This is a genomic window from Streptomyces venezuelae, from assembly GCF_008642375.1.
GTDB lineage: Bacteria > Actinomycetota > Actinomycetes > Streptomycetales > Streptomycetaceae > Streptomyces > Streptomyces venezuelae_G.
Genome location: NZ_CP029194.1, coordinates 6498612 through 6518619 on the forward strand (window position 1 = coordinate 6498612; position 20008 = coordinate 6518619).

Annotated in this window: 17 protein-coding genes; 12 read left to right on the plus strand and 5 right to left on the minus strand. The window is 74.1% G+C overall.

The window, feature by feature from the left end; genetic code table 11:
- Nucleotides 1–109: 109 nt before the first annotated feature.
- The gene (locus DEJ46_RS29720) at nt 110–1231 is read right to left on the minus strand and encodes an LLM class flavin-dependent oxidoreductase (RefSeq protein WP_150271272.1); all 1122 of its coding nucleotides are present in this window, start codon (nt 1229–1231) and stop codon (nt 110–112) included.
- 97 nt (nt 1232–1328) lie between these two features.
- Between DEJ46_RS29720 and DEJ46_RS29725 the strand changes: the two genes are divergently transcribed.
- From DEJ46_RS29725 to DEJ46_RS29745, 5 genes are all read left to right on the plus strand, one after another.
- Nucleotides 1329–1913 (plus strand): PadR family transcriptional regulator, encoded by a 585-nt coding sequence (locus DEJ46_RS29725; protein ID WP_223835197.1) that lies wholly within the window; start codon nt 1329–1331, stop codon nt 1911–1913.
- Complete coding sequence (locus DEJ46_RS29730; RefSeq protein ID WP_150271276.1) at nt 1904–2623, plus strand: vWA domain-containing protein; 720 nt, start codon at nt 1904–1906, stop codon at nt 2621–2623. Before DEJ46_RS29725 ends, DEJ46_RS29730 begins: the two co-directional genes overlap by 10 nt.
- A 106-nt stretch (nt 2624–2729) precedes the next feature.
- Nucleotides 2730–3110 (plus strand): VOC family protein, encoded by a 381-nt coding sequence (locus DEJ46_RS29735; protein ID WP_150271278.1) that lies wholly within the window; start codon nt 2730–2732, stop codon nt 3108–3110.
- A 61-nt stretch (nt 3111–3171) separates the two neighbouring features.
- Nucleotides 3172–3792: a TetR/AcrR family transcriptional regulator gene (locus DEJ46_RS29740; RefSeq protein WP_150271280.1), complete on the plus strand. Its 621-nt coding sequence runs from the start codon at nt 3172–3174 to the stop codon at nt 3790–3792.
- A gap of 243 nt (nt 3793–4035) precedes the next feature.
- On the plus strand, nt 4036–5724 hold the full coding sequence (locus DEJ46_RS29745; RefSeq protein ID WP_150271282.1) for a DEAD/DEAH box helicase: 1689 nt from the start codon (nt 4036–4038) through the stop codon (nt 5722–5724).
- Here DEJ46_RS29745 and DEJ46_RS29750 read toward each other — a convergent pair.
- The 3 genes from DEJ46_RS29750 to DEJ46_RS29760 form a co-directional block, all read right to left on the minus strand.
- Nucleotides 5649–6554, minus strand: a complete 906-nt coding sequence (locus tag DEJ46_RS29750; protein WP_150271284.1) for a tyrosine-protein phosphatase — start codon at nt 6552–6554, stop codon at nt 5649–5651. The genes DEJ46_RS29745 and DEJ46_RS29750 overlap by 76 nt on opposite strands.
- A gap of 310 nt (nt 6555–6864) precedes the next feature.
- The gene (locus tag DEJ46_RS29755) at nt 6865–8334 is read right to left on the minus strand and encodes an ankyrin repeat domain-containing protein (RefSeq protein ID WP_190622962.1); all 1470 of its coding nucleotides are present in this window, start codon (nt 8332–8334) and stop codon (nt 6865–6867) included.
- A 56-nt stretch (nt 8335–8390) separates the two neighbouring features.
- Complete coding sequence (locus DEJ46_RS29760) at nt 8391–9275, minus strand: hypothetical protein (RefSeq protein ID WP_150271287.1); 885 nt, start codon at nt 9273–9275, stop codon at nt 8391–8393.
- Between the two features lie 161 nt (nt 9276–9436).
- Between DEJ46_RS29760 and DEJ46_RS29765 the strand changes: the two genes are divergently transcribed.
- Nucleotides 9437–10219, plus strand: a complete 783-nt coding sequence (locus DEJ46_RS29765) for a S1 family peptidase (protein WP_150271289.1) — start codon at nt 9437–9439, stop codon at nt 10217–10219.
- Between the two features lie 96 nt (nt 10220–10315).
- Here DEJ46_RS29765 and DEJ46_RS29770 read toward each other — a convergent pair whose 3' ends face one another.
- Nucleotides 10316–12085 (minus strand): glycoside hydrolase family 35 protein, encoded by a 1770-nt coding sequence (locus DEJ46_RS29770; RefSeq protein ID WP_150271291.1) that lies wholly within the window; start codon nt 12083–12085, stop codon nt 10316–10318.
- A 107-nt stretch (nt 12086–12192) separates the two neighbouring features.
- On the opposite strand from DEJ46_RS29770, the gene DEJ46_RS29775 reads away from it, so the two are divergent.
- The 6 genes from DEJ46_RS29775 to DEJ46_RS29800 all read left to right on the plus strand — a co-directional run bounded on the left by DEJ46_RS29775 (nt 12193) and on the right by DEJ46_RS29800 (nt 20007).
- Nucleotides 12193–13080, plus strand: coding sequence for a helix-turn-helix transcriptional regulator (locus tag DEJ46_RS29775; RefSeq protein WP_150271293.1), 888 nt, complete (start codon nt 12193–12195; stop codon nt 13078–13080).
- Nucleotides 13081–13091: 11 nt separating this feature from the next.
- Entirely contained in the window at nt 13092–13415 is a 324-nt protein-coding gene (locus DEJ46_RS29780; protein ID WP_150271295.1) for a chorismate mutase, read from the plus strand.
- Nucleotides 13415–14401 carry an asparaginase gene (locus DEJ46_RS29785; protein WP_150271297.1) on the plus strand — a complete coding sequence of 329 codons (987 nt, stop codon included), beginning with the start codon at nt 13415–13417 and terminating at the stop codon, nt 14399–14401. Before DEJ46_RS29780 ends, DEJ46_RS29785 begins: the two co-directional genes overlap by 1 nt.
- Before the next feature lie 58 nt (nt 14402–14459).
- Nucleotides 14460–16946, plus strand: a complete 2487-nt coding sequence (gene pepN, locus DEJ46_RS29790; protein ID WP_150271298.1) for an aminopeptidase N — start codon at nt 14460–14462, stop codon at nt 16944–16946.
- A gap of 260 nt (nt 16947–17206) precedes the next feature.
- The gene (locus DEJ46_RS29795; RefSeq protein ID WP_150271300.1) at nt 17207–18595 is read left to right on the plus strand and encodes a pyridoxal phosphate-dependent decarboxylase family protein; all 1389 of its coding nucleotides are present in this window, start codon (nt 17207–17209) and stop codon (nt 18593–18595) included.
- Nucleotides 18592–20007: a lysine N(6)-hydroxylase/L-ornithine N(5)-oxygenase family protein gene (locus tag DEJ46_RS29800; protein ID WP_150271302.1), complete on the plus strand. Its 1416-nt coding sequence runs from the start codon at nt 18592–18594 to the stop codon at nt 20005–20007. The genes DEJ46_RS29795 and DEJ46_RS29800 overlap by 4 nt, the downstream gene beginning before the upstream one ends.
- Nucleotide 20008: the final 1 nt, after the last annotated feature.

Below are 20008 nucleotides of genomic sequence, written 5' to 3' on the forward strand. Positions count from 1 at the left end.
TCCGTCGTGGGACACGTCGTGGGTTCGGCGGCGCGTACGGTTGCTCGCTGTGATTCGGTGCGCCTTGGTGGGCGCTGCCCAGTGTTCGTGGTGTCCGGGCGGGCGAGGATCACTCGGACGGTGCGCGGAAGTGGGGGATGACCTTCGTGCCCCACTGGCGGATGGTCTCCAGGCAGACCTCCTGCGGCACCGTGCCCATCTGGATCAGGCACATCACCTCGTCGACGCCGATCTCCCGCAGCCGCTCCACGTAGGCGATCGCGGTCGCGGCGTCCCCGTAGGCGTGGTCGGTGTTGTACGTGCCCGTGTCGACCGGCCGGGCCGGGACGCTCGCCTCGTGCAGCCGGGCCACCAGCTTCCGCCGCTCCTCCGCCAGCGCGCCCGTGTGGTCCTCGTCCTCCGCGTATCCGGTGGGCGCGGGGGCGCCCCCGTACCAGTGGGCGATCGACTCGGCGAAGAAGCGCTGGCCGCGCGTGCCGAGCCGCAGGGCGCGGTCGGCATCGTCCAGGACGACCGTCGGGCAGAGCGCCGAGAAGTGGTCGTTGACCTCGGTGGAGACGAAGCGCGAGCCGTCCCTGGTGGCGATGGTCTCGTCGTACACCGCGCGCATCGCCCGGACGTCCTCGGCGCCGGCGAAGCCCATCACCAGGGCCCCGATGCCGAGTTCGGCCGCCTGGCGCAGGGAGGCGTGCTGCGAGCAGGCCATGAAGAGGGGCGGGTGCGGCTGCTGCACGGGGCGCGGGAGGACCGCGCCGGGGCCGATGTCGAGGGAGCCGTGCCACTCGAACTCCGGCTCGCGCCACGCGGCGGCGAAGATCCGCAGGGCCTCCTCCGTCTGCGGCCGGGTGTCGGCGGGGTCCACCCCGAACATCCGCATCTCCTGGCGGGTCGCGCCCCGGCCGGCGCCGACGTCGAGGCGCCCGCCGGAGAGCACGTCGAGCATGGCGGCGCGTTCGGCGACCCGGACCGGGTGCTGGTAGCCGAAGGGCATGGTGACCACGCCGTGCCCGACGCGGATCGTCCGCGTGCGGGCGGCGACCCAGGTCGGGAAGATCTCGGACGCGCTCATGTGGGCGTACCGGGTGAGGGAATGGTGCTCGACCGCCCAGACGCGGTCGAAGCCCATCTCCTCGGCGAGGACGGCCTGTTCGACGCAGTCGTGGATGACCGCGCGTTCGCGTGCGGGGGTGGGGTCGACGAGCTGCGCTTCGAAGATCATGGAGAACTTCACCGGGGCTCCTCCCGAGGCGGCGGCCAGACGTCTATGCCTAATCGAAATACTTCTAGCAGGCATATTCGGAGGAGGGAAGGGCCGTAGACTTCCCGTCGTGGTGGATGACGAGACCGTGCCGGGGCTTCCCGCGACCAGCTGGGCCGTCCTCGGACTGCTCTCCTTCGGGCGGGAGTTGTCCGGCTACGACGTCAAGAAGTGGTCCGACCGGTCCCTCGGCCTCTTCTACTGGAGCCCGTCGTTCAGCCAGATCTACGGCGAGCTCAAACGGCTGGAGAAGACCGGTTACGCCACCTCCCGCCTGGTCGCACCGGAGACCGGCACGCGCGACAAGCGCGTCTACCGGATCACCGACGAGGGCCTCGCCGCCGTCCGCACCTGGGCCGGCACCGTCCCCCTCGACCCGCCCGTCCTCAAGCACGGGCCGATGCTGCGGCTCTGGCTGGGCCACCTCCTCGAACCCGAGCGGATGCGCGAGATCCTGGCCGGACACCGGGAGTACGCCGAGTCCATGCGGCTGCGCGCCGAGGCCGACGCGGCGGACGCCGGGACCGACGAGGCGTGGGAGTACCCCCGGCTCACCCTCACCTGGGCCGAGCGGTACTACGCGGCCGAGCGCGACCTGGCCGACGCCATGCTCGCGGACATCGAACGCCTGGAGAAGGAGCGCCCATGGCCATGAGCCTGCAGAAGGTCGAGGCGACCGCGCCCGCGCTGGTCAGCCTCTACAAGTCGGCGGGGGAGTCGCTCCGCCGGCACGGCATCGGGGGGCAGCGGGTCGCCGTCTACCTGGTCGTCGACTACTCGGGGTCGATGAAGCCGTACTACGCCGACGGCACCGTCCAGGCCCTGGCCGACCGGGTCCTCGGGCTCTCCGCGCACTTCGACGACGACGGCCGTGTGCCGGTCGTCTTCTTCTCCACCGACATCGACGCCGAGACCGACATCCGGCTCGACGACCACGCCGGCAGCATCGACCGGATCGTCGCCGGACTCGGCCACATGGGCAAGACCAGCTACCACCTCGCCATGGACGCCGTCATCGACCACTACCTGGACAGCGGCTCCACCGCGCCCGCGCTCGTCGTCTTCCAGACCGACGGAGGGCCGATCAACAAACCGGCCGCCGAGCGGTACGTGTGCAAGGCGGCCCGGCTGCCGATCTTCTGGCAGTTCATCGGCTTCGGCGACCCCGGCAGCCGGCAGTTCGACTTCCTCCGCAAGCTGGACGAGCTGGACGTGCCGGCGAAGCGGCCCGTCGACAACGCCGGCTTCTTCCACGCGGGCCGCGAGCCGCACCGGGTCCCGGACGCGGAGCTGTACGACCGGCTCGTCTCCGACTTCCCCGCCTGGCTCGCCGCCGCCCGGGCCCAGGGCATCGTCCGCTCCTGAGCCGCGGGCCCCGTCACCGGTGCGAGGGTCGTCAACTCGCCACCGCAGAGCGGGCGCAGGGGACATCCGCTGGTCGACTCCCGGCCGCCCGGGGGATCATGGAACCATGACCTCTCTCGTACGCCACGTGACCATCGACTGCACCGACGCCTACGCCCTGGCGAGCTTCTGGGCCGCCGCCCTGGACGCGAAGCTCGCCGACGACGACCTGCCCGGCGACCCCGAGGCCGCCGTCGAGTCGCCCGGCGCGAACCTCCTCTTCATCCAGGTCCCCGAGGTCAAGGCGGTCAAGAACCGCGTCCACCTCGACCTCCAGCCGCAGGACCGTACCCGCGACCAGGAGGTCGAGCGCCTGCTCGCCCTCGGCGCCACCCTGCTCGACGACCGGCGGAACGCCGACGGCACCGGCTGGGCGACCCTCGCCGACCCGGAGGGCAACGAGTTCTGCGTCGAGCGCAGCGCGGCCGAGCGCGCCGTCGCCTCCTGACGCCGCCGCCTCCTGGGCAGGGCGGGAACCCGGCGCACCGCGCCGGGTCCAGAATGGACAGGTGCCGAACACTGCCAGCAAGAAGAAGACCCCGGTGAGCGCCGGGCCCGAGCGGCGTCGTGAGCTCCTCGAGACGGCGGCCGAGGTCTTCGCCGCCCAGGGGTACAACGCCACCACCGTCCGCAAGATCGCGGACGCCGCCGGCATGCTCGCCGGCAGCCTCTACTACCACTTCGACTCCAAGGAGTCGATGCTCGACGAGATCCTCTCCACCTTCCTGACCGAGCTGTGGCAGGGATACGACGCCGTCCTCGACGCCGGGCTCGGGCCCCGCGAGACCATCGAGGCCCTCGTCACCGAGTCCTTCCGGGAGATCGACCGGCACCGCGCCGCCGTCGCCATCTACCAGAAGGAGTCCCGGCACCTCACCGACCTGCCCCGCTTCCAGTACCTCGTGGAGTCGCAGGAGAGGTTCGAGAAGGCCTGGCTCGGCACCCTGGAGCGCGGCGTCGCGGCCGGCGTGTTCCGCGCCGACCTCGACATCCGGCTGACCTACCGCTTCGTGCGCGACACCGTCTGGGTCGCGGCGTCCTGGTACCGGCCCGGCGGACAGCACCGCCCGGAGGAGATCGCCCGCCAGTACCTGACCATGGTGCTGGACGGAGTCGCCGTACGCGCGTGACGACTGTGAGGTCGCCCACGTCGGGGCGTCCGGGCCTGGGCTGATCCGTCCGGGCATCGGTCGGGCGGGGCGGGAAGGTCCTGAGGCGCACTATTGTTCCGGTAGAGACATCCGGAGTGCGTATCGCGTGTTCCGGGAGAAGCAGCCGGGGCCCGTTCGCGTGTTCCGGAACGAACAGCCGGGGCCCGCATCGCGCAGGTGCGGGCCCCGGCTGTGCCGCGAGCACCGGCCAGGAAGGCACGCATGACCCGCTCCGAACGCCCCAAGCGCAGCCCCCGCAGCACCCAGGCGAAGTCCACGTCGCAGCCGAAGGGCGCCCGCGGCGGCCGTCGTCCCACGGCGCCCCCGCCGCCGAGCGAGTTCACCCCGCCGGAGACGGTGACGCCCGCGCTCCCCGCGGTGGCCTCCTTCGCCGACCTGGACATGCCCGAGGGCCTCCTGCGGATTCTGGGCGAGCAGGGTGTGACGGAGCCGTTCCCGATCCAGGCGGCGACCCTGCCGAACTCCCTCGCCGGGCGCGACGTCCTCGGCCGGGGCCGCACCGGCTCCGGCAAGACCCTCGCCTTCGGCCTCGCGCTCCTCGCCCGCACCGCCGGCCGCCGCGCCGAGCCGACCGCGCCCCTCGCGCTGGTCCTGGTGCCCACCCGCGAGCTCGCGCAGCAGGTCACCGACGCCCTCACCCCGTACGCCGGCGCCCTGCGCCTGCGGATCACCACGGTCGTCGGCGGCATGTCGATCTCCCGGCAGTCCTCCGCGCTGCGCCGCGGCGCCGAGGTCCTCATCGCCACGCCCGGCCGCCTCATGGACCTCATCGACCGCGGCGACTGCCGTCTCGACCAGGTGGCGATCACGGTCCTCGACGAGGCCGACCAGATGGCCGACATGGGCTTCCTGCCGCAGGTCACCAAGCTCCTCAAGCAGGTCCAGCCGGGCGGCCAGCGGCTGCTCTTCTCGGCGACGCTCGACCGGAACATCGACAAGCTCGTCAAGATGTTCCTGGACGACCCGGTCGTCCACTCGGTCGACCCCTCGGCCGGCGCGGTGACCACCATGGAGCACCACGTCCTGTACGTGATGGACGAGACCGACAAGAAGGCCGTCACGCTGAAGATCGCGGCCCGCGACGGCCGGACGATCCTCTTCCTCGACACCAAGCGGTCCGTGGACCGCCTGGTCAAGCGGCTCCTCGCCAACGGCGTACGGGCCTCCGGCCTGCACGGCGGCCGCTCGCAGCCGCAGCGCAACAGGACCCTGGACCAGTTCAAGACCGGCCAGGTCACCACGCTCGTCGCGACGAACGTGGCGGCCCGCGGCATCCACGTCGACGACCTCGACATGGTCGTGAACGTCGACCCGCCGATGGACCACAAGGACTACCTGCACCGCGGCGGCCGTACCGCCCGCGCCGGCGAGTCCGGCAGCGTCTTCACCCTGGTCCTGCCCGAGCAGAAGCGGGACATGGGCCGGCTGATGTCGAACGCCGGGATCAGCCCGCGCACGGCGCAGATCAAGTCCAGCGACCAGCACCTGACCGACCTCACCGGCGCCCGCGAGCCCTCCGGCGTCCCGGTCGTCATCGAGACGCCGCAGCCGACCCCGCCGCGCAAGGCGACGGGTGCCGGCGGCACCGGGAGCGGGGGCGGCCGCGGCCGTCGTCGCCGTCCCGCGGCCGGCGGCGGTACGGGCACGGCCACGGCCGCGTCGACGGGATCGGGGCGCGCCTCCGGCTCCGGCGGCACGTCCACGGGCCGCGGTTCCGGTGCGGGTCGCGGCTCCGGCGCGGGCCGGGGCTCCGGCTCCGGCGCGGGTGCCGGGCGCGGTGCCGTGGCCGGGGCCGGAGCCGCCCGCGGCGGACGTCAGGCGTCGAGCACGAGCCGTTCCCGCAGTGCCAGCACGTCGCGGAACTCCAGGCCGAGGCCGACGGACACGTAACGGAGCAGGCTTCCGTACGAGGCCCGGACCTGGTCGAGGGCGGTGTCGAGGTACTCCGGACGCACCTCCTGGAGCGGCACGATCAGGTCCGGGTTCTGCATGTACCCGCCCTGCCGGAGCCCCTCGCGCACCTTGGCGTCGTGGGCGGCGCGGATGGTGTTCGAGGCGAGGTAGTCGGCGCGGGCCGCCGCCGTCGGCACGCCCAGCAGGGTGAGCAGGAGATAGCCGGTCCAGCCGGTGCGGTCCTTGCCCGAGGTGCAGTGCAGGAGCAGCGGCCCCCGGCGGCGGTCGCCGAGGTCCCGCAGGGTCTGGGCGAAGGCGGCCCGGTTCGCGGCGTCGGTGACGAAGGTCCGGTACACCTCGCTCATGAAGGCGGCTGCCCGCCCGCCGCCGAGCATCTCCTCCTGCCGCACCGGGTCGCGGGAGCCGATCGCGGCCGTCAGCCGCCCGAAGAGACCGTTGTCGGTGACGGGCCGGGCGACCGCGACGGCGCCGGCGGGGAGCCGGTCGGCGCCGTCGTACGAGACCTCCAGCGGGATCCGCAGGTCGACGACCGTGCCGAGGCCGAGCCCGGCGAGCGTGGCGAGATCGGCGTCGGTGAGCTTCGCGAGGTGGTCGCCCCGGTAGGCGAGGCCGTGGCGGACCCGGCCGCCGTCGTAGGTGACGTACCCCCCGAGATCGCGGACGTTGACCGCGCCCTGGAGCGGGATCTGGCGGATGGCGGTGCGGGGCGTTCGCGGATGCGCGTGGGCCTGGGCGTTCGTCGGCAGCGCCGTGAACAGGGCGGCGGCGCCGGTCGTGGTGAGCAGCGTGCGTCGGGACAGGGGCATGGCGGGACTCCCTCATGGACGTACGGACTGACGGGCGTACGACTGACGGGCGGACGGGCCCACCAAACGTTTGTTAGGCGACTCGGGAGGAAGGTAGCAGCCGCCGGGGCCGTACGGGAGGGTCGTGCTCGCACGGGGATGAACCGCGCACGCGAAAACGCGCCCGCGGGGCCGCGTCAGCCCCGCTGCGGGGGCGCGCCAGCCCCGTCGCTGGGAGGCTTCAACCTCGGCGTCGGGCCGCTCCAACCTCGGCGTCGGGCCGCTCCAACCTCGGCGTCGGGCCGCCTCGGGCCCCGCGAGCCGGGAAGACTCAGCCCCGGCGCGGGGCCGTCCACTCCAGGCGGGTCCTGACCCGTGGGTCCCGGACGTGTTCGAGGGCGGCGAGGGCCGTCTCGCGGGCCGCGCCGTCCGGGTCGCCGTCCGCCAGGGCGGACGCCAGCGCGTCCACGGCCCGCGGGTCCTGGCGGATCGCCAGACCCCGGGCCGCCTCCGCCGCCGTCTCCGGATCGTCGTCGCCGAGCCGCTCCGCAAGCCCCTCCCGTACGAGCGGGGTGTCGTCGGGCAGCTCGGCGAGCGCGAGCGTCGCCCAGTCCCGCACCCGGGAGTCGCCGTCCCGGCTCAGCGCCAGGAGCACCCCGAGGGCCTCGGTGTGCCCCGCCGGCACGATCCCGGCCAGCGCCCCCGCGACCGCGCGCCGCACGGCCGCCTCGGGATGCCCGGCCGCCGCGAGCAGCTCCGGTACGGCCGCCGGGTCCCCGCACTCCCCGAGCGCGACCACCGTGGACAGCAGGGGCTCCCGCGCCGTGGGCACGGCCTCCGCGGCCAGCCGCCGCAGCACCGGCAGCGCGCTCGCCCCGAAGCCCGGCAGTGCGCCGAGCACCCGCGCGCCGAGCGCCCGGCGCAGCGGATCGCGGTAGGCGCACCAGCCCGCCGCCGTCACGAAGGTCTCCTCGTCCGCCCGGCCGGCCAGTTCGGCCACCGCCGTCGTCCAGGCGTCGAGCTCCGGGTCCCCGCAGCGCAGCGCCCGCGCCGCGAGCTCCTCGTGCGGGGTGCGCAGCCCGATCGCCGCCTCCAGGAGCGTGGCGATCGCCGCGTGACCGGTCTGCCGCTCGTCGCCGCGCGTGGGCGCGCCGTCCTCCCGCAGCAGCTCCACGACGACCGTCACCCCGCCGTCCTCCCGCACCCGGCGGACGACCGCCTCGTACGTCTGCCCGCCGTCGTTCCCCGCGACGAGCCCCCGCCGCAGCTCGGCCGCGATGTCCGTGCCGATCCACCGCCGGGCCTCCCGCAGCGCGGCCTCCGGGGCAGCCGCCCCGTGGTCGAGCAGCGCCCGGACGCAGGCGGTGGAGCCGCGCCGGGCGGCGGCGACCAGCGGGAGGAAGCCGTCGGGCCCCGGCCGGTCCGGATCGGCCCCGTGCTCCAGGAGCACCCGCGCCGTCTCCGCGTGCCCGAGCCGGAGCGCCCAGGCGAGCGCCGTGAAGCCGAACTCCTCCTCCTGGTCGGCCTCCGCGCCGCCCGCGAGCAGCGCCCTGACCACCTCGGCGTGCCCGCCGCAGGCCGCCCCGCACAGCGGCAGGTCGCTCTCCTCCTCCCCGCTGCGGCGCCCCGGATCGGCCCCGGCGGCGAGGAGCACCCGGACGATCCCGGGCTCGTCTCCGACGGCCGCCCGGTACAGCGCGGTCTCCCCGTCCTCCCGGCTCTCGGGGTCCGCCCCGCTCCGCAGGGCCCGTACGGCCCCGTCCTCGTCCCCGGCTCGGATGGCGTCGAACAACGTACTCATGCGCCGACCCTGACGCGCCGTCCGCACATGGCGCAAATCCATTCCCCGTACGGCCGTCAGGCCGCGCACTCCAGGACGGAGCCGCACACCCCGCACCGCGCCCGCAGGCTCCGCCCCGTGGGGACCCGCAGCCGCTGGAGGCAGACCGGGCAGGCGAAGGAGACCCCGGCCGCCGGGGCGCCGCCGTCGAAGGCGTACGGGGCTCCCGCCGCTGCCCCGCCGTGGCGCCGCTCCCTGCCGTACCGCCGCCGCTCCGCCCAGCCCGCCGCGGCGAGCGGCGGCTGCCGCAGCTCCTTCGCGGCCTCGGCACGGCCGCGTACCCACGCCTCGTACGCCACGGCGCTCGTGAACCACGGCGAGGGGTCCTCCCCGAAGACCTCGGCCCGCTTGGCGAGGACGTAGCCGAACTCCTCCGGGGTCAGATAGCCGAGCTTCTGGCTCTCGACCCCGTCCTGGCGGAACGCGTCGAGGAGCAGCCAGCCCGCGCCCAGGTAGGTGGTCACGACGTCGGTGAGGATCTCGTTCTCCGGCGTGCCGGGGAAGCCGAGTCCGAGCCGGTGCAGCAGGACGTGGGTGACCTCGTGGGCGAGGGCCGCGCCGATGTCCCGGCGGCGGGTCCTGAAGCGGTCGTTGAGTTCGACGAAGTACTCGGGTCCGGCGGCGAGCTCGACGGTCGCCGCGTGCTCCATGGGGCGGAAAGTCGCCACGATGCGGGCGTCGGGGAGCCGGAGGTGGTGGACCAGGGCGCGGGCCACCCGCTGCGTGCCCAGATGGAGGTCCTCGTCGTCGCCGATGGCCACGTCGGCGGCCGGCACGCTCACCGGAAACCGGTGCACACCGTCGGTGGAGAGGCGCCGGTAGAGCGCGGTGAGCGACGCCCGGACCGCCGCGCGGTGCGGGAAGCCGTGGCCGACACGGTCGGCCCCCTGACGGTTCGGCATACCGGATCCCCCCTCCCGTCCACTGTACGGTCCCCTCACCGGTTCTGGCCGAAAAGGCTTTCTTGTGGCGGCAGTTGAGCGCTGTCCATAATCCGGGCATGGCTTGACGGGCGCATGTCATCCCCGTCGGGTCCAACCCCCCATGAAAAAAAGGAGCACGCGTGAAGAAGAACCGTCTGGTCAGCGCCCTCCAGAAACTCGCGGCCGCCGGCGCCGTCGTCCTGGCCGCCGTCAGCCTCCAGCCCACCACCGCCTCCGCCGCCCCGGCGCCCGTCGTCGGCGGCGTCCGCGCCGCCCAGGGCGAGTTCCCCTGGATGGTCAGGCTCTCGATGGGCTGCGGCGGCTCGATGCTGACCCCGCAGATCGTCCTCACCGCCGCCCACTGTGTGAGCGGCTCCGGCAACAACACCAGCATCACCGCCACCGCCGGAGTCGTGGACCTGCAGAGCAGCAGCGCGATCAAGGTCAAGTCCACCAAGGTCCTCCAGGCCCCCGGCTACAACGGCACGGGCAAGGACTGGGCCCTGATCAAGCTCGCCTCGCCGATCACCTCGGTCCCCACCCTCAAGATCGCCGAGACGACCGCGTACAACAGCGGCACGTTCACCGTGGCCGGCTGGGGTGGCACCCGTGAGGGCGGCGCGCAGCAGCGCTACCTGCGCAAGGCGAACGTCCCGTTCGTCTCGGACGCCTCCTGCCAGGCCTCGTACGGCAGCTCCCTCGTCCCCGCCGAGGAGATCTGCGCCGGGTACGAGCAGGGCGGGGTCGACACCTGCCAGGGTGACTCCGGCGGCCCGATGTTCCGCAAGGACAACGCCGGCGCCTGGATCCAGGTCGGCATCGTGAGCTGGGGCGAGGGCTGCGCGCGGGCCGGCTACCCCGGTGTCTACACGGAGGTCTCGACCTTCGCCGCCGCGATCAAGTCGGCCGCGGCCACGTTGTAACCGGTGAAAGCCGCGCTGTAACCCGTGAAAGGGACGGCCCCGGGGCGGTGCGCCCCGGGGCCCTCCCGTCTCGCCGGCCTGTCCCGCCGACCCGTCTCAGGCCAGCTCGACCGAGGGCGCCGCCCCGCCCTCCAGCTCCAGGACCCACACCTCGTTGGCGCCCTCGCGCAGCACCGGGCCGGGCACGAACAGCGACTCCTGCGGGCCGGCGTTCCAGTACCGGCCCAGGCAGAAGCCGTTCACCCAGACGAAGCCGCGGGTCCCGCCCGGGAGGGAGAGGTCCGCGTCACCCGGCCCCGTCACCTGCACCACCGCCCGGTACAGACCGGGACCCCCGGCGTCCGGCCCGGTCTCCCCGGTCACCTCCCCGAACGGCACCTTCGCCACCGCCGCCGCCTCGAAGGCGTCCAGCCGCAGCGCCCGGGCCCGGAAGCCGTGCAGGTACTGCCGCTCGTGCCGTACCCCGCCCGTGATCCCCTTCGGCTCCGCGAGCCGCGGCCCGTAGTTGACCCGCCCCAGCGACTCCACCCACAGGTCCACCACGGCGGGCCCGGCGACCGGCCCGGCGAGCGTCACGTCCTCGCCGTTCTCGGTGCCGAGCGTTCCCGCCGGGACCCCGTCCACGTACACCGTCGCCCGGTCCCGCAGCCCCGTCACCCCCAGCGCGTACGGCTGCCGGGGCCCCGGGACCTCCACCCGGTAGCGGACCAGACCCCGGTCCACGCCCAGCTCCTCGAAGGTCGGCGGCAGCGGCGCCCGCGACTCCTCGTCGCCGAGCACCTCAAGGACCTCGTCGAGCGGCGCCCGTTCACCGAGGACGCCCCGCACCGGGGCCGCGAGCCGCGCCGGCGGCTCGGGCACCTCGGGCAGCGGCCCCTCGGCGTACGGTGCGAGCACCTCGCGGAAGCGCCAGAACTTCTCCGTCGGCCGCCCCGCCTCGTCCACCGGAGCGTCGTAGTCGTACGAGGTCACCGTCGCCCGCAGCGCCCCGTCGTGCAGCTCACCGGTCCGGTTCGCCCCCGCCCAGCCGCCGAAGTTGGTCCCGCCGTGCGCCATGTACACATTGACCGAGGCCCCGCACTCCAGGATCTCCCGCAGCGCCGCCGCCGCGTCCACCGCGTCCCGCACCGTGTGCTCCGTGCCCCAGTGGTCGAACCAGCCGCACCAGAACTCCATGCACATCAACGGCCCCGACGGCCGATGGCGCCGCAGCGCCGCGAAGCCCTCCCGCGCCCCCGAGCCGAAGTTCGCCGTCGCGAGCACCCCCGGCACCGAACCACCCGTCAGCATGTGGTCCTCAGGCCCGTCCGAGGTGAAGAGCGGCACGCTCACCTCGCACGCGCGCAGCAGTTCCGCCAGCCACATCAGATAGCCCTGGTCGCTGCCGTAACTCCCGTACTCGTTCTCCACCTGCACCAGGATCACCGGGCCGCCCCGGTCGATCTGCCGCTCCACCACCTGGGGAAGCAGCCGCCGGAACCAGACGTCCACCGCCGCCAGGAACTCCGGGTCGAGGGTCCGCACCCGACGCCCCAGCGGCCCCGTCAGCCAGTGCGGCAGTCCGCCGTTCTCCCACTCGGCGCAGATGTACGGACCCGGGCGCACGATCGCGCGCATCCCGGCCCGCTGCACCGCGTCCAGGAACCGGCCGAGCGCCTCCACGTCCCCGTACCGGCCGGGCTCCGGCTCGTACAGGTTCCAGGGGACGTACGTCTCGACACAGTCGAGGCCCATCGCCCGCAGCATCCCGAGCCGGTGCTCCCACTGCGCCTCGTGCACGCGGAAGTAGTGCAGCGCTCCCGAGAGGAGGCGCACCGGCCGCCCGTCGAGCAGAAAGTCCTCGTCACCCACAGCGAACGTGCTCATGGCCTCACCCTCGCCCTCTGGCGGCGGACCGGTCCATGGACAAAGATCGTCGCAGTTTGGACGTTAGGGAGGGCCCGACGGGCCGGGCCCAGGAGAGGGAAAGCCGCATGTACCACACCTGGATGCGCTACTTCACGCCCAGCCCCGTCCACCACCGCCTCGGCCTCGTCTGCCTCGGCGTCGGCCTCCAGCACGGCACCCTCCCCACCGTCGGACCGCGCACCCTCGACCACCACGTCGCCGTCGTCGTCTCCGCCGGCAGCGGCTGGTACCTCGGCGCCGACGGCCGCCGCACCGCCGTCACCGCCCCCGCCCTCATCTGGCTCACCCCCGGCACCCCCCACCACTACGCCGCCGACTCCGGCACCGGCTGGGACGAGGCCTTCGTCGACTTCTCGGGACCCGCCACCGCCACCTACACCGAGCTCGGCTACATCGAACCCGACCGGCCCGTCGTGCCCCTCTCCGACGCCGCCCCCGCCCGCGCCGCCATCGGCCGCATAGCCAGGGCCGCCCGCCCCGGCAACCCCCTCCTGGAGGTCGAGACCGGCGCCGCCGTCCACGAGCTGCTCGTCGCCCTGCGCCGGGCCCGGGCCGACACCAACGCCGACGGCGACCCCGTCCTCGCCGCGCTCGCCCGCGACGCCTTCCAGCCGCTCTCCGTCGCCGAACACGCGGCCCGGCACGGCATGACCCCCGCCGAACTGCGCACCGCCGTCCGCCGCGCCGCCGGCTGCAGCCCCAAGGACTACCTGCTCACCGTCCGCCTCGGCCGCGCCAAGGAGCTCCTCGCCGCCACCGAGCTCCCCGTCGCGGCCGTCGCCCGCCGCGTCGGCTACGACGACCCCGCCTACTTCTCCCGGCTCTTCACCCGCCGGGTCGGCACCGCGCCCATCCGCTTCCGCGAGCAGCAGGGGCGGTCCGTCCACGGCGGCTGGAGCAACCGCGTACCGGATCCCGAACACCCGCCCACGATCCTGCCAAGATCCGTCTAAGCTCGCAGATCATGAGTGACTCCACCCCGCCCCGCCCGGTCGACGACTCCGTACGGGCCGAGCTGACCCGGCTCCGCGAGAGCATCGACAACATCGACGCCGCGGTCGTGTACATGCTCGCCGAGCGCTTCAAGTGCACCCAGCAGGTCGGCGTCCTCAAGGCCGAGCACAAGCTGCCGCCCGCCGACCCCGCCCGCGAGGCCCGCCAGATCGCCCGGCTGCGGGAACTGGCCGAGAGCGCGAAACTGGACCCGGCCTTCGCGGAGAAGCTCCTCAACTTCGTCATCGCCGAGGTCATCCGCCACCACGAGACGATCGCGGACGGAGCACGCTGATGGCACGCGTCACGGTCTTCACCCTCGGCGGCACCATCTCGGCGCGGGGAGGTGACGCGGCCCGCATGACCGGCCAGGAGGTCCTCGCCGAGCTGGGCGCCCCCGAGGGCGTCGTCCTCCGCGACTTCCGGCGCGTCCCCAGCTCCTCGATCACCCACGAGGACCTCGCCGCGCTGGCGGAGGAGGTCCGCAAGACCGTCGCCGAGGGTTCCGGAGTGGTCGTCGTCCAGGGCACCGACACCCTGGAGGAGACCGCCTTCCTCCTCGACCTGCTCTGCACCACCGAGCAGCCGATCGCCGTCACCGGCGCCATGCGCCGCCCCGACCTGCCCGGCGCCGACGGCCCCGCCAACCTCGCCGCCGCGCTCGCCGTCGCCGCCGACCCCGCCTGCCGGAACCTCGGCGTCCTCGTCGTCCTCGGCGACGAGATCCACGCCGCCCGCCTCGCCCGCAAGACCCATACGACCTCGGTCACCACCTTCGCCTCGCCGGGCGCGGGCCCGATCGGCACCGTGGTCGAGGGCGAGCCCCGGATCCTGCTCCGCCCGGCCGTCCCCGCCGCGGCCTGCCCGCTGAAGTTCGACCCGTCGGTACGGGTGGCCCTCCTGACGCTCTCCCAGGGTGACCGGGGCGAACTCCTCGAAGCCGTCGACGACCGCTTCCAGGGCCTCGTCGTCGCCGCTTTCGGCGCCGGCCACGTCCCCGCCTGGTTCGTCGACCCGCTCGCCGAGCTCGCCCGCCGCATCCCGGTCGTCCTCGCCTCCCGCACGGGCGGCGGCGCGACCCTCTCGCACACCTACCGCGGCCCCGGCTCCGAGTACGACCTCCTGCACCACGGACTGATCCCCGCGGGCCCCCTGGACCCCGCCAAGGCCCGGATCCTCCTGCAGACGCTGCTCTCCAGCGGCGCGGCCGGCCCCGCCGGCTACGACCGCCCCCGCCTCACCGCCGCCTTCGCCCACCTGAACGGCTCCGGACTCGCCTGATCACGAGGAAGCGCACCACCCCTGCCCGATGCGGAAGGCATCGGGCAGCATAGGGCCCATGTCCGTACTGACGCGCGACGAAGCGCAGACCCGTGCCCAGCTCCTCGACGTCCACCACTACCGCGTGGACCTCGACCTCACCACCGGCGACGAGACCTTCCACTCGCAGAGCAGCATCCGCTTCACGGCCCGCGCCGCGGGGGACACCTTCGTCGAACTCAAGCCCGAGATCCTGCACTCCGCCACCCTCGACGGAGAGGCCCTCGACCCCGCCGCCCTCGACGGCAACCGGCTCCCGCTGAGCCTCACCGAGGGCGAGCACGAGCTGAGCGTCACCACGACCATGCGGTACTCCCGCACGGGCGAGGGCATGCACCGCTTCACGGACCCCACCGACGGCGAGGCGTACGTCTACACCCAGCTCTTCATGGAGGACGTCCAGCGCGTCTTCGCCGCCTTCGACCAGCCCGACCTGAAGGCCGTCTTCGAGCTCGGCGTCACCGCCCCCGAGGGCTGGACCGTCCTCTCCAACGGCATCACCGAGCAGCAGCCCGACGGCCGCTGGCAGGCCGCCCCCACCCCGCTGCTCTCCACCTACTTCGTCTGCGTCGCCGCCGGCCCCTGGCACTCGGTCCGCACCGAGTACGCCGGGCTCCCCTTCGGCATCCACTGCCGCCGCTCCCTCGCCCCCCACCTCGACGCCGACGCCGACGAGATCCTCGCCGTCACCAAGGCCTGCTACGACCGCTACCACGAGAAGTTCGACGAGCCGTACCCCTTCGACTCGTACGACCAGGCCTTCGTCCCCGAGTTCAACGCCGGCGCGATGGAGAACCCCGGACTCGTCACCTTCCGCGACGAGTTCGTCTTCCGCTCCGCCGTCACCGTCACCGAGCGCCAGACCCGGGCCATGGTCATCGCCCACGAGATGGCCCACATGTGGTTCGGCGACCTCGTCACCCTGCGCTGGTGGGACGACATCTGGCTGAACGAGTCCTTCGCCGAGTACATGGGCTTCCAGACCGTCAACGAAGCCTGCGCCGACCTCTTCCCCGACACCTGGGTCGACTTCGGCGTCACCCGCAAGGCCTGGGGTTACGAGGCCGACCAGCGGCCCTCCACCCACCCTGTCGCCCCGGACCCCGAGGCCGTCCCCGACACCGCCTCCGCGCTCCTCAACTTCGACGGCATCTCCTACGCCAAGGGCGCCTCCGCCCTCCGCCAGCTCGTCGCCTGGCTCGGCGAGAAGGACTTCCTCGCCGGCATCAACATCCACTTCAAGCGGCACAGGTTCGGCAACGCCACCCTCGCCGACTTCATCGACAACCTCGCCGCCGCCACCGACCGCGACGTCCACGGCTGGGCCGAGCAGTGGCTGCGCACCACGGGCGTCGACACCCTCACCCCCCGCCTCGACGGCGAGGGCACCCGCTGGCGGCTCACCGTCGACCGCGACGGCAGCCGCCCGCACCGCATCGAGGCCGGCGTCTACGACCGGCGGCCCGACGGCGAGCTCACCCTCCGCGAGCGCCTCGCCCTCGACGTCCCGCAGGCCGCCCCCGCCGAACTGACGGGCCCGCGCCCCGCCCTCGTCACCCTCAACGACGGCGACCTCACCTACGCCAAGCTGCGCTTCGACGAGGTCTCCGCGGAGACCGTGCTGCGGGGCCTCTCCGCCGTCCCCGACCCGCTGACCCGCGCCGTGATCTGGAACGCGCTGCGGGACATGGTCCGCGACGGCGACCTCGCCCCCGCCGAGTACCTGCGGACCGCCCTCGCCCACCTCCCCGAGGAGACCGAACTCTCCCTCGTCCAGGGCGTCCTGTCCTTCGCCCGCACCCAGATCGCCGACCGGTACGTCGCCGAGGACGAGCGCCCCGCCGCCCTCGCGACGATCGGCGAGATCGCCCGCGCGCTGCTGCGCCGCACCGAGGACGGCGAGGCCCCGGGCCTGCGCCTCACGGCCGTCCGCACCTTCGTCGACAGCGCCGCCACCCCCGAGAAGATCGCCTCCTGGCTGGAGGAGGGCACCGTCCACGGCGGCCCCGAGCTCGACCCCGAGCTGCGCTGGCGGATCCTCGCCCGCCTCGCCGTCCTCGGCGCCACCGACGAGACGGTGATCGCCGCCGAGCTGGAGCGCGACCCGAGCGCCACCGGCCAGGAGGGCGCGGCCCGCTGCCGGGCCGCCCTCCCGACCCCGGAGGCGAAGGCCGCGGCCTGGTCGGCGCTCTTCGACACGGACGACCTGTCCAACTACCTCTTCACGGCCACGGCCGTGGGCTTCTGGCAGCCCGAACAGACCGAGCTCGTCCGCGAGTACGTGCCCCGCTTCTACCCCGCCGCCACCGCCCTCGGCGCCCGGCGCGGCCCCGCGATGGCCGAGGCCGCCGGCCGGTACGCCTTCCCGTCGTACGCGATCGACGCGGAGTCCCTGGCCCTGGGCGACCGCCACCTCGCCGAGGACGAAATGATCCCGGCCCTCCACCGCAAGCTCGCCGACCAACTCGACGACCTCCGCCGAGCCCTGAGGGCCCGGGGGGCCTGACAACCGACCGACGCGGGCCGCCACCACGCGGGGCGGCCCGCACCGGCCGCCCCGCGGTGCCCCCGGGTTGTGGCCAGTCGTTCCGCAGGGGCTGGGGGTCCTCCCTCCGGGGGAGGGTGGGCACGACCCACCACCGGGCCGCACCCGGCCCCACCGCCCGCACACCGGCGCGCCGCCCCGTCCAGGCCCTTGTCCCCCGTTCGGGTCACAAGGACCGACTCCTCGGACAAACCCCGACAACCCCCGGCACCCTGTCGTCCATGTGTGCCGCACCCCCACCCCTCGCCGGAGGAACCCCCGGCGCCGACGCCCTCCGCCCCCTCCTGGACACCGTCCTCGACGCCCTGCGCGTCGGCACCGAGGAGCGGGGCGGCCCCCTTCCGGCCGGCGGCCCGGAGGCCGTCGCGGCACGGGTGGGGGCCCTCGGGGCCGTACTCCCCGAGACCGGCACCGGCCCCCACGAAGCCCTCCGCTCCCTCGTCCGCGCCCTCGCCGCCGGCGCCGCCGACCCCGCGCACCCGCTCTGCGCCGCCCACCTCCACACCCCGCCCCTCGCGCTCGCCGCCGCCGCCGACCTCGCCGCCTCCGCGCTCAACCCGTCCATGGACTCCTGGGACCAGGCCCCCGCCGCCTCCGCCCTCGAAGCCCTGGTCACGGCCGCCCTCGCCGCCGAGGCGTTCCCGGCGGCGCGGCACCCCGACGCCCTCGTCACCACCGGCGGCACCGAGTCCAACCAGCTCGCCCTGCTCCTCGCGCGCGAACGCCACGCCGGACACGACCGTCCCGTCCGGACCGTCGTCGGCGCCAACGCCCACCACTCCTTCCACCGCGCGGCCTGGCTCCTCGGCCTCCCCGCCCCCGTCACCGTCCCCACCCCCCACGGCGTCCTGGAACCGGCCGCCCTCGCCGAGGCCCTGGCGCAGACCGAGGGCCCCGTCCTCGTCGCCGCCACCGCCGGCACCACCGACGAGGGCCTGATCGACCCGCTCCCGGAGCTCGCCGACGTCTGCGCGGCCCACGGCGCCGAGCTCCACGTCGACGCCGCCTACGGAGGCCCCGCCCTCCTCAGCCGCACCCACCGCCGGCTCCTCGACGGCCTCGACCGGGCCCGTACCGTCACCGTCGACCTGCACAAGCTCGGCTGGCAGCCGGCCGCCGCCGGACTCCTCGCCGTACGCGACGCCGCCGACCTCGCCGTCCTCGGCCACACCGCCGACTACCTCAACGCCGACGACGACACCGAGGCCGGCCTTCCCGACCTCCTCGGCCGCTCCCTGCGCACCACCCGCCGCCCGGACGTCCTCAAGACGGCCGTCACCCTCCGCGCCCTCGGCCGCTCCGGCCTCGGTGCCCTCGTCGACGTGTGCATGGCCCTCGCCCAGGACCTCGCCGACCTCGTGGAGAAGACCCCCGGCCTCGACCTGCGTGCCCGGCCCACCCTCACGACCGTCCTCTTCCGCCCTGCGGAGGCCGACGACGAGGCCGTCGCCGCGATCCGCCGCACCCTCCTCGCCGAGGGCCGCGCGGTCCTCGGCCGCGCCGAGGCGGACGGCCGCCTCTGGCTCAAGGCCACCCTGCTCAACCCCCACGCCACCCCCGGCGACCTGGCCCAGCTCATCACCCTCGTGGAAGGCAGCGCGCACCGATGACCGGCAGCACCTCCAAGGACGACCTCGACCGCCCCCACGACCTGGTGGGCGTCGGCATCGGCCCCTTCAACCTCTCGCTCGCCGCCCTCGCGCACGGAATCCCCGGCGGCCTCGCCACCACCTTCTACGAGCAGCGTCCCGCCTTCCACTGGCACCCCGGCCTCCTCATCGAGGGCGCCACCCTCCAGGTCCCCTTCCTCGCCGACCTGGTGACCCTCGCGGATCCCGCCAGCCCCTGGACCTTCCTCAACTACCTGAAGAGCCGCGAGCGCCTCTTCCCCTTCTACTTCGCGGAGAAGTTCCACATCCAGCGCGCCGAGTACGACGCGTACTGCCGCTGGGTCAGTGAGCGGCTCCCCGGCCTCCGCTTCGGCCACCAGGTCGACTCCGTCCGCTGGAACCCCGAGCGCCGCCTCTTCGAGGTCGACTTCACCCAGATCGACCCCGAGGGCGAGGCCGAGGCCCTCGGCCGCGCCTACACCCGGAACGTCGTCCTCGGCGTCGGCACCGAGCCGTACGTCCCCGAGCCCCTCCGGCCGCTCGCCGAGGCCCCAGGCGTCCCCGTGATCCACTCCGCCGACTACCTGACCCACCGCGAGACGCTCCTCGCCGCCGGGCACGTCACCGTCATCGGCTCCGGCCAGTCCGGCGCCGAGGTCTTCCTCGACCTGCTGCGCGCCCGCCCCGCCGGAGCCGAGCGGATCCACTGGCTGGCCCGCACCGAGGCCTTCGCGCCCATGGAGTACTCCAAGCTCGGCCTGGAGCACTTCACCCCGGACTACACCCGCTACTTCCACTCGCTGCCCGAGCCCGTACGCGGCGAACTGGTGCCCCGCCAGTGGCAGCTGCACAAGGGCATCGACGCCGACACCATCGCCGCCATCCACGACGAGCTCTACCGCCGCACCCTGCACGGCGGCTGGCCCGACGCCGTCCTCACCCCCGGCGTCCGGGTCCGCACCGCCGGCCGCGTCGCCACCACCCAGGTCGAACTGCACCTGGAACACCTCCAGCAGGGCAGCCGCTCCCGGCTCACCACCGACGCCGTCGTCCTCGCGACCGGCTACCGCGAGCGCCCCGTGGACCGGATGCTCGCCGGACTCGACCCGTACCTGCGGCACGACGCCTCCGGCCGGGCCCGGATCGACGAGAAGTACCGACTGGTCCTCGACGCCTCCGTCACCGGCTCCGTCTACGTCCAGAACGCCGAGAAGCACACCCACGGCGTCGGCGCCCCCGACCTCGGCCTCGCCGCCTGGCGCAGCGCGGTCATCCTCAATGCGGTCACCGGCAAGGAGCCCTACCCGCTGCCGCGCCGCACCGCCTTCACCAGCTTCGGCCTGGAAGCGCGAGAGGCGCCGAGCATCCCGGCCCAGGACCGGAAGCTGACGCCTCTCACTCAGAACGTGTGAC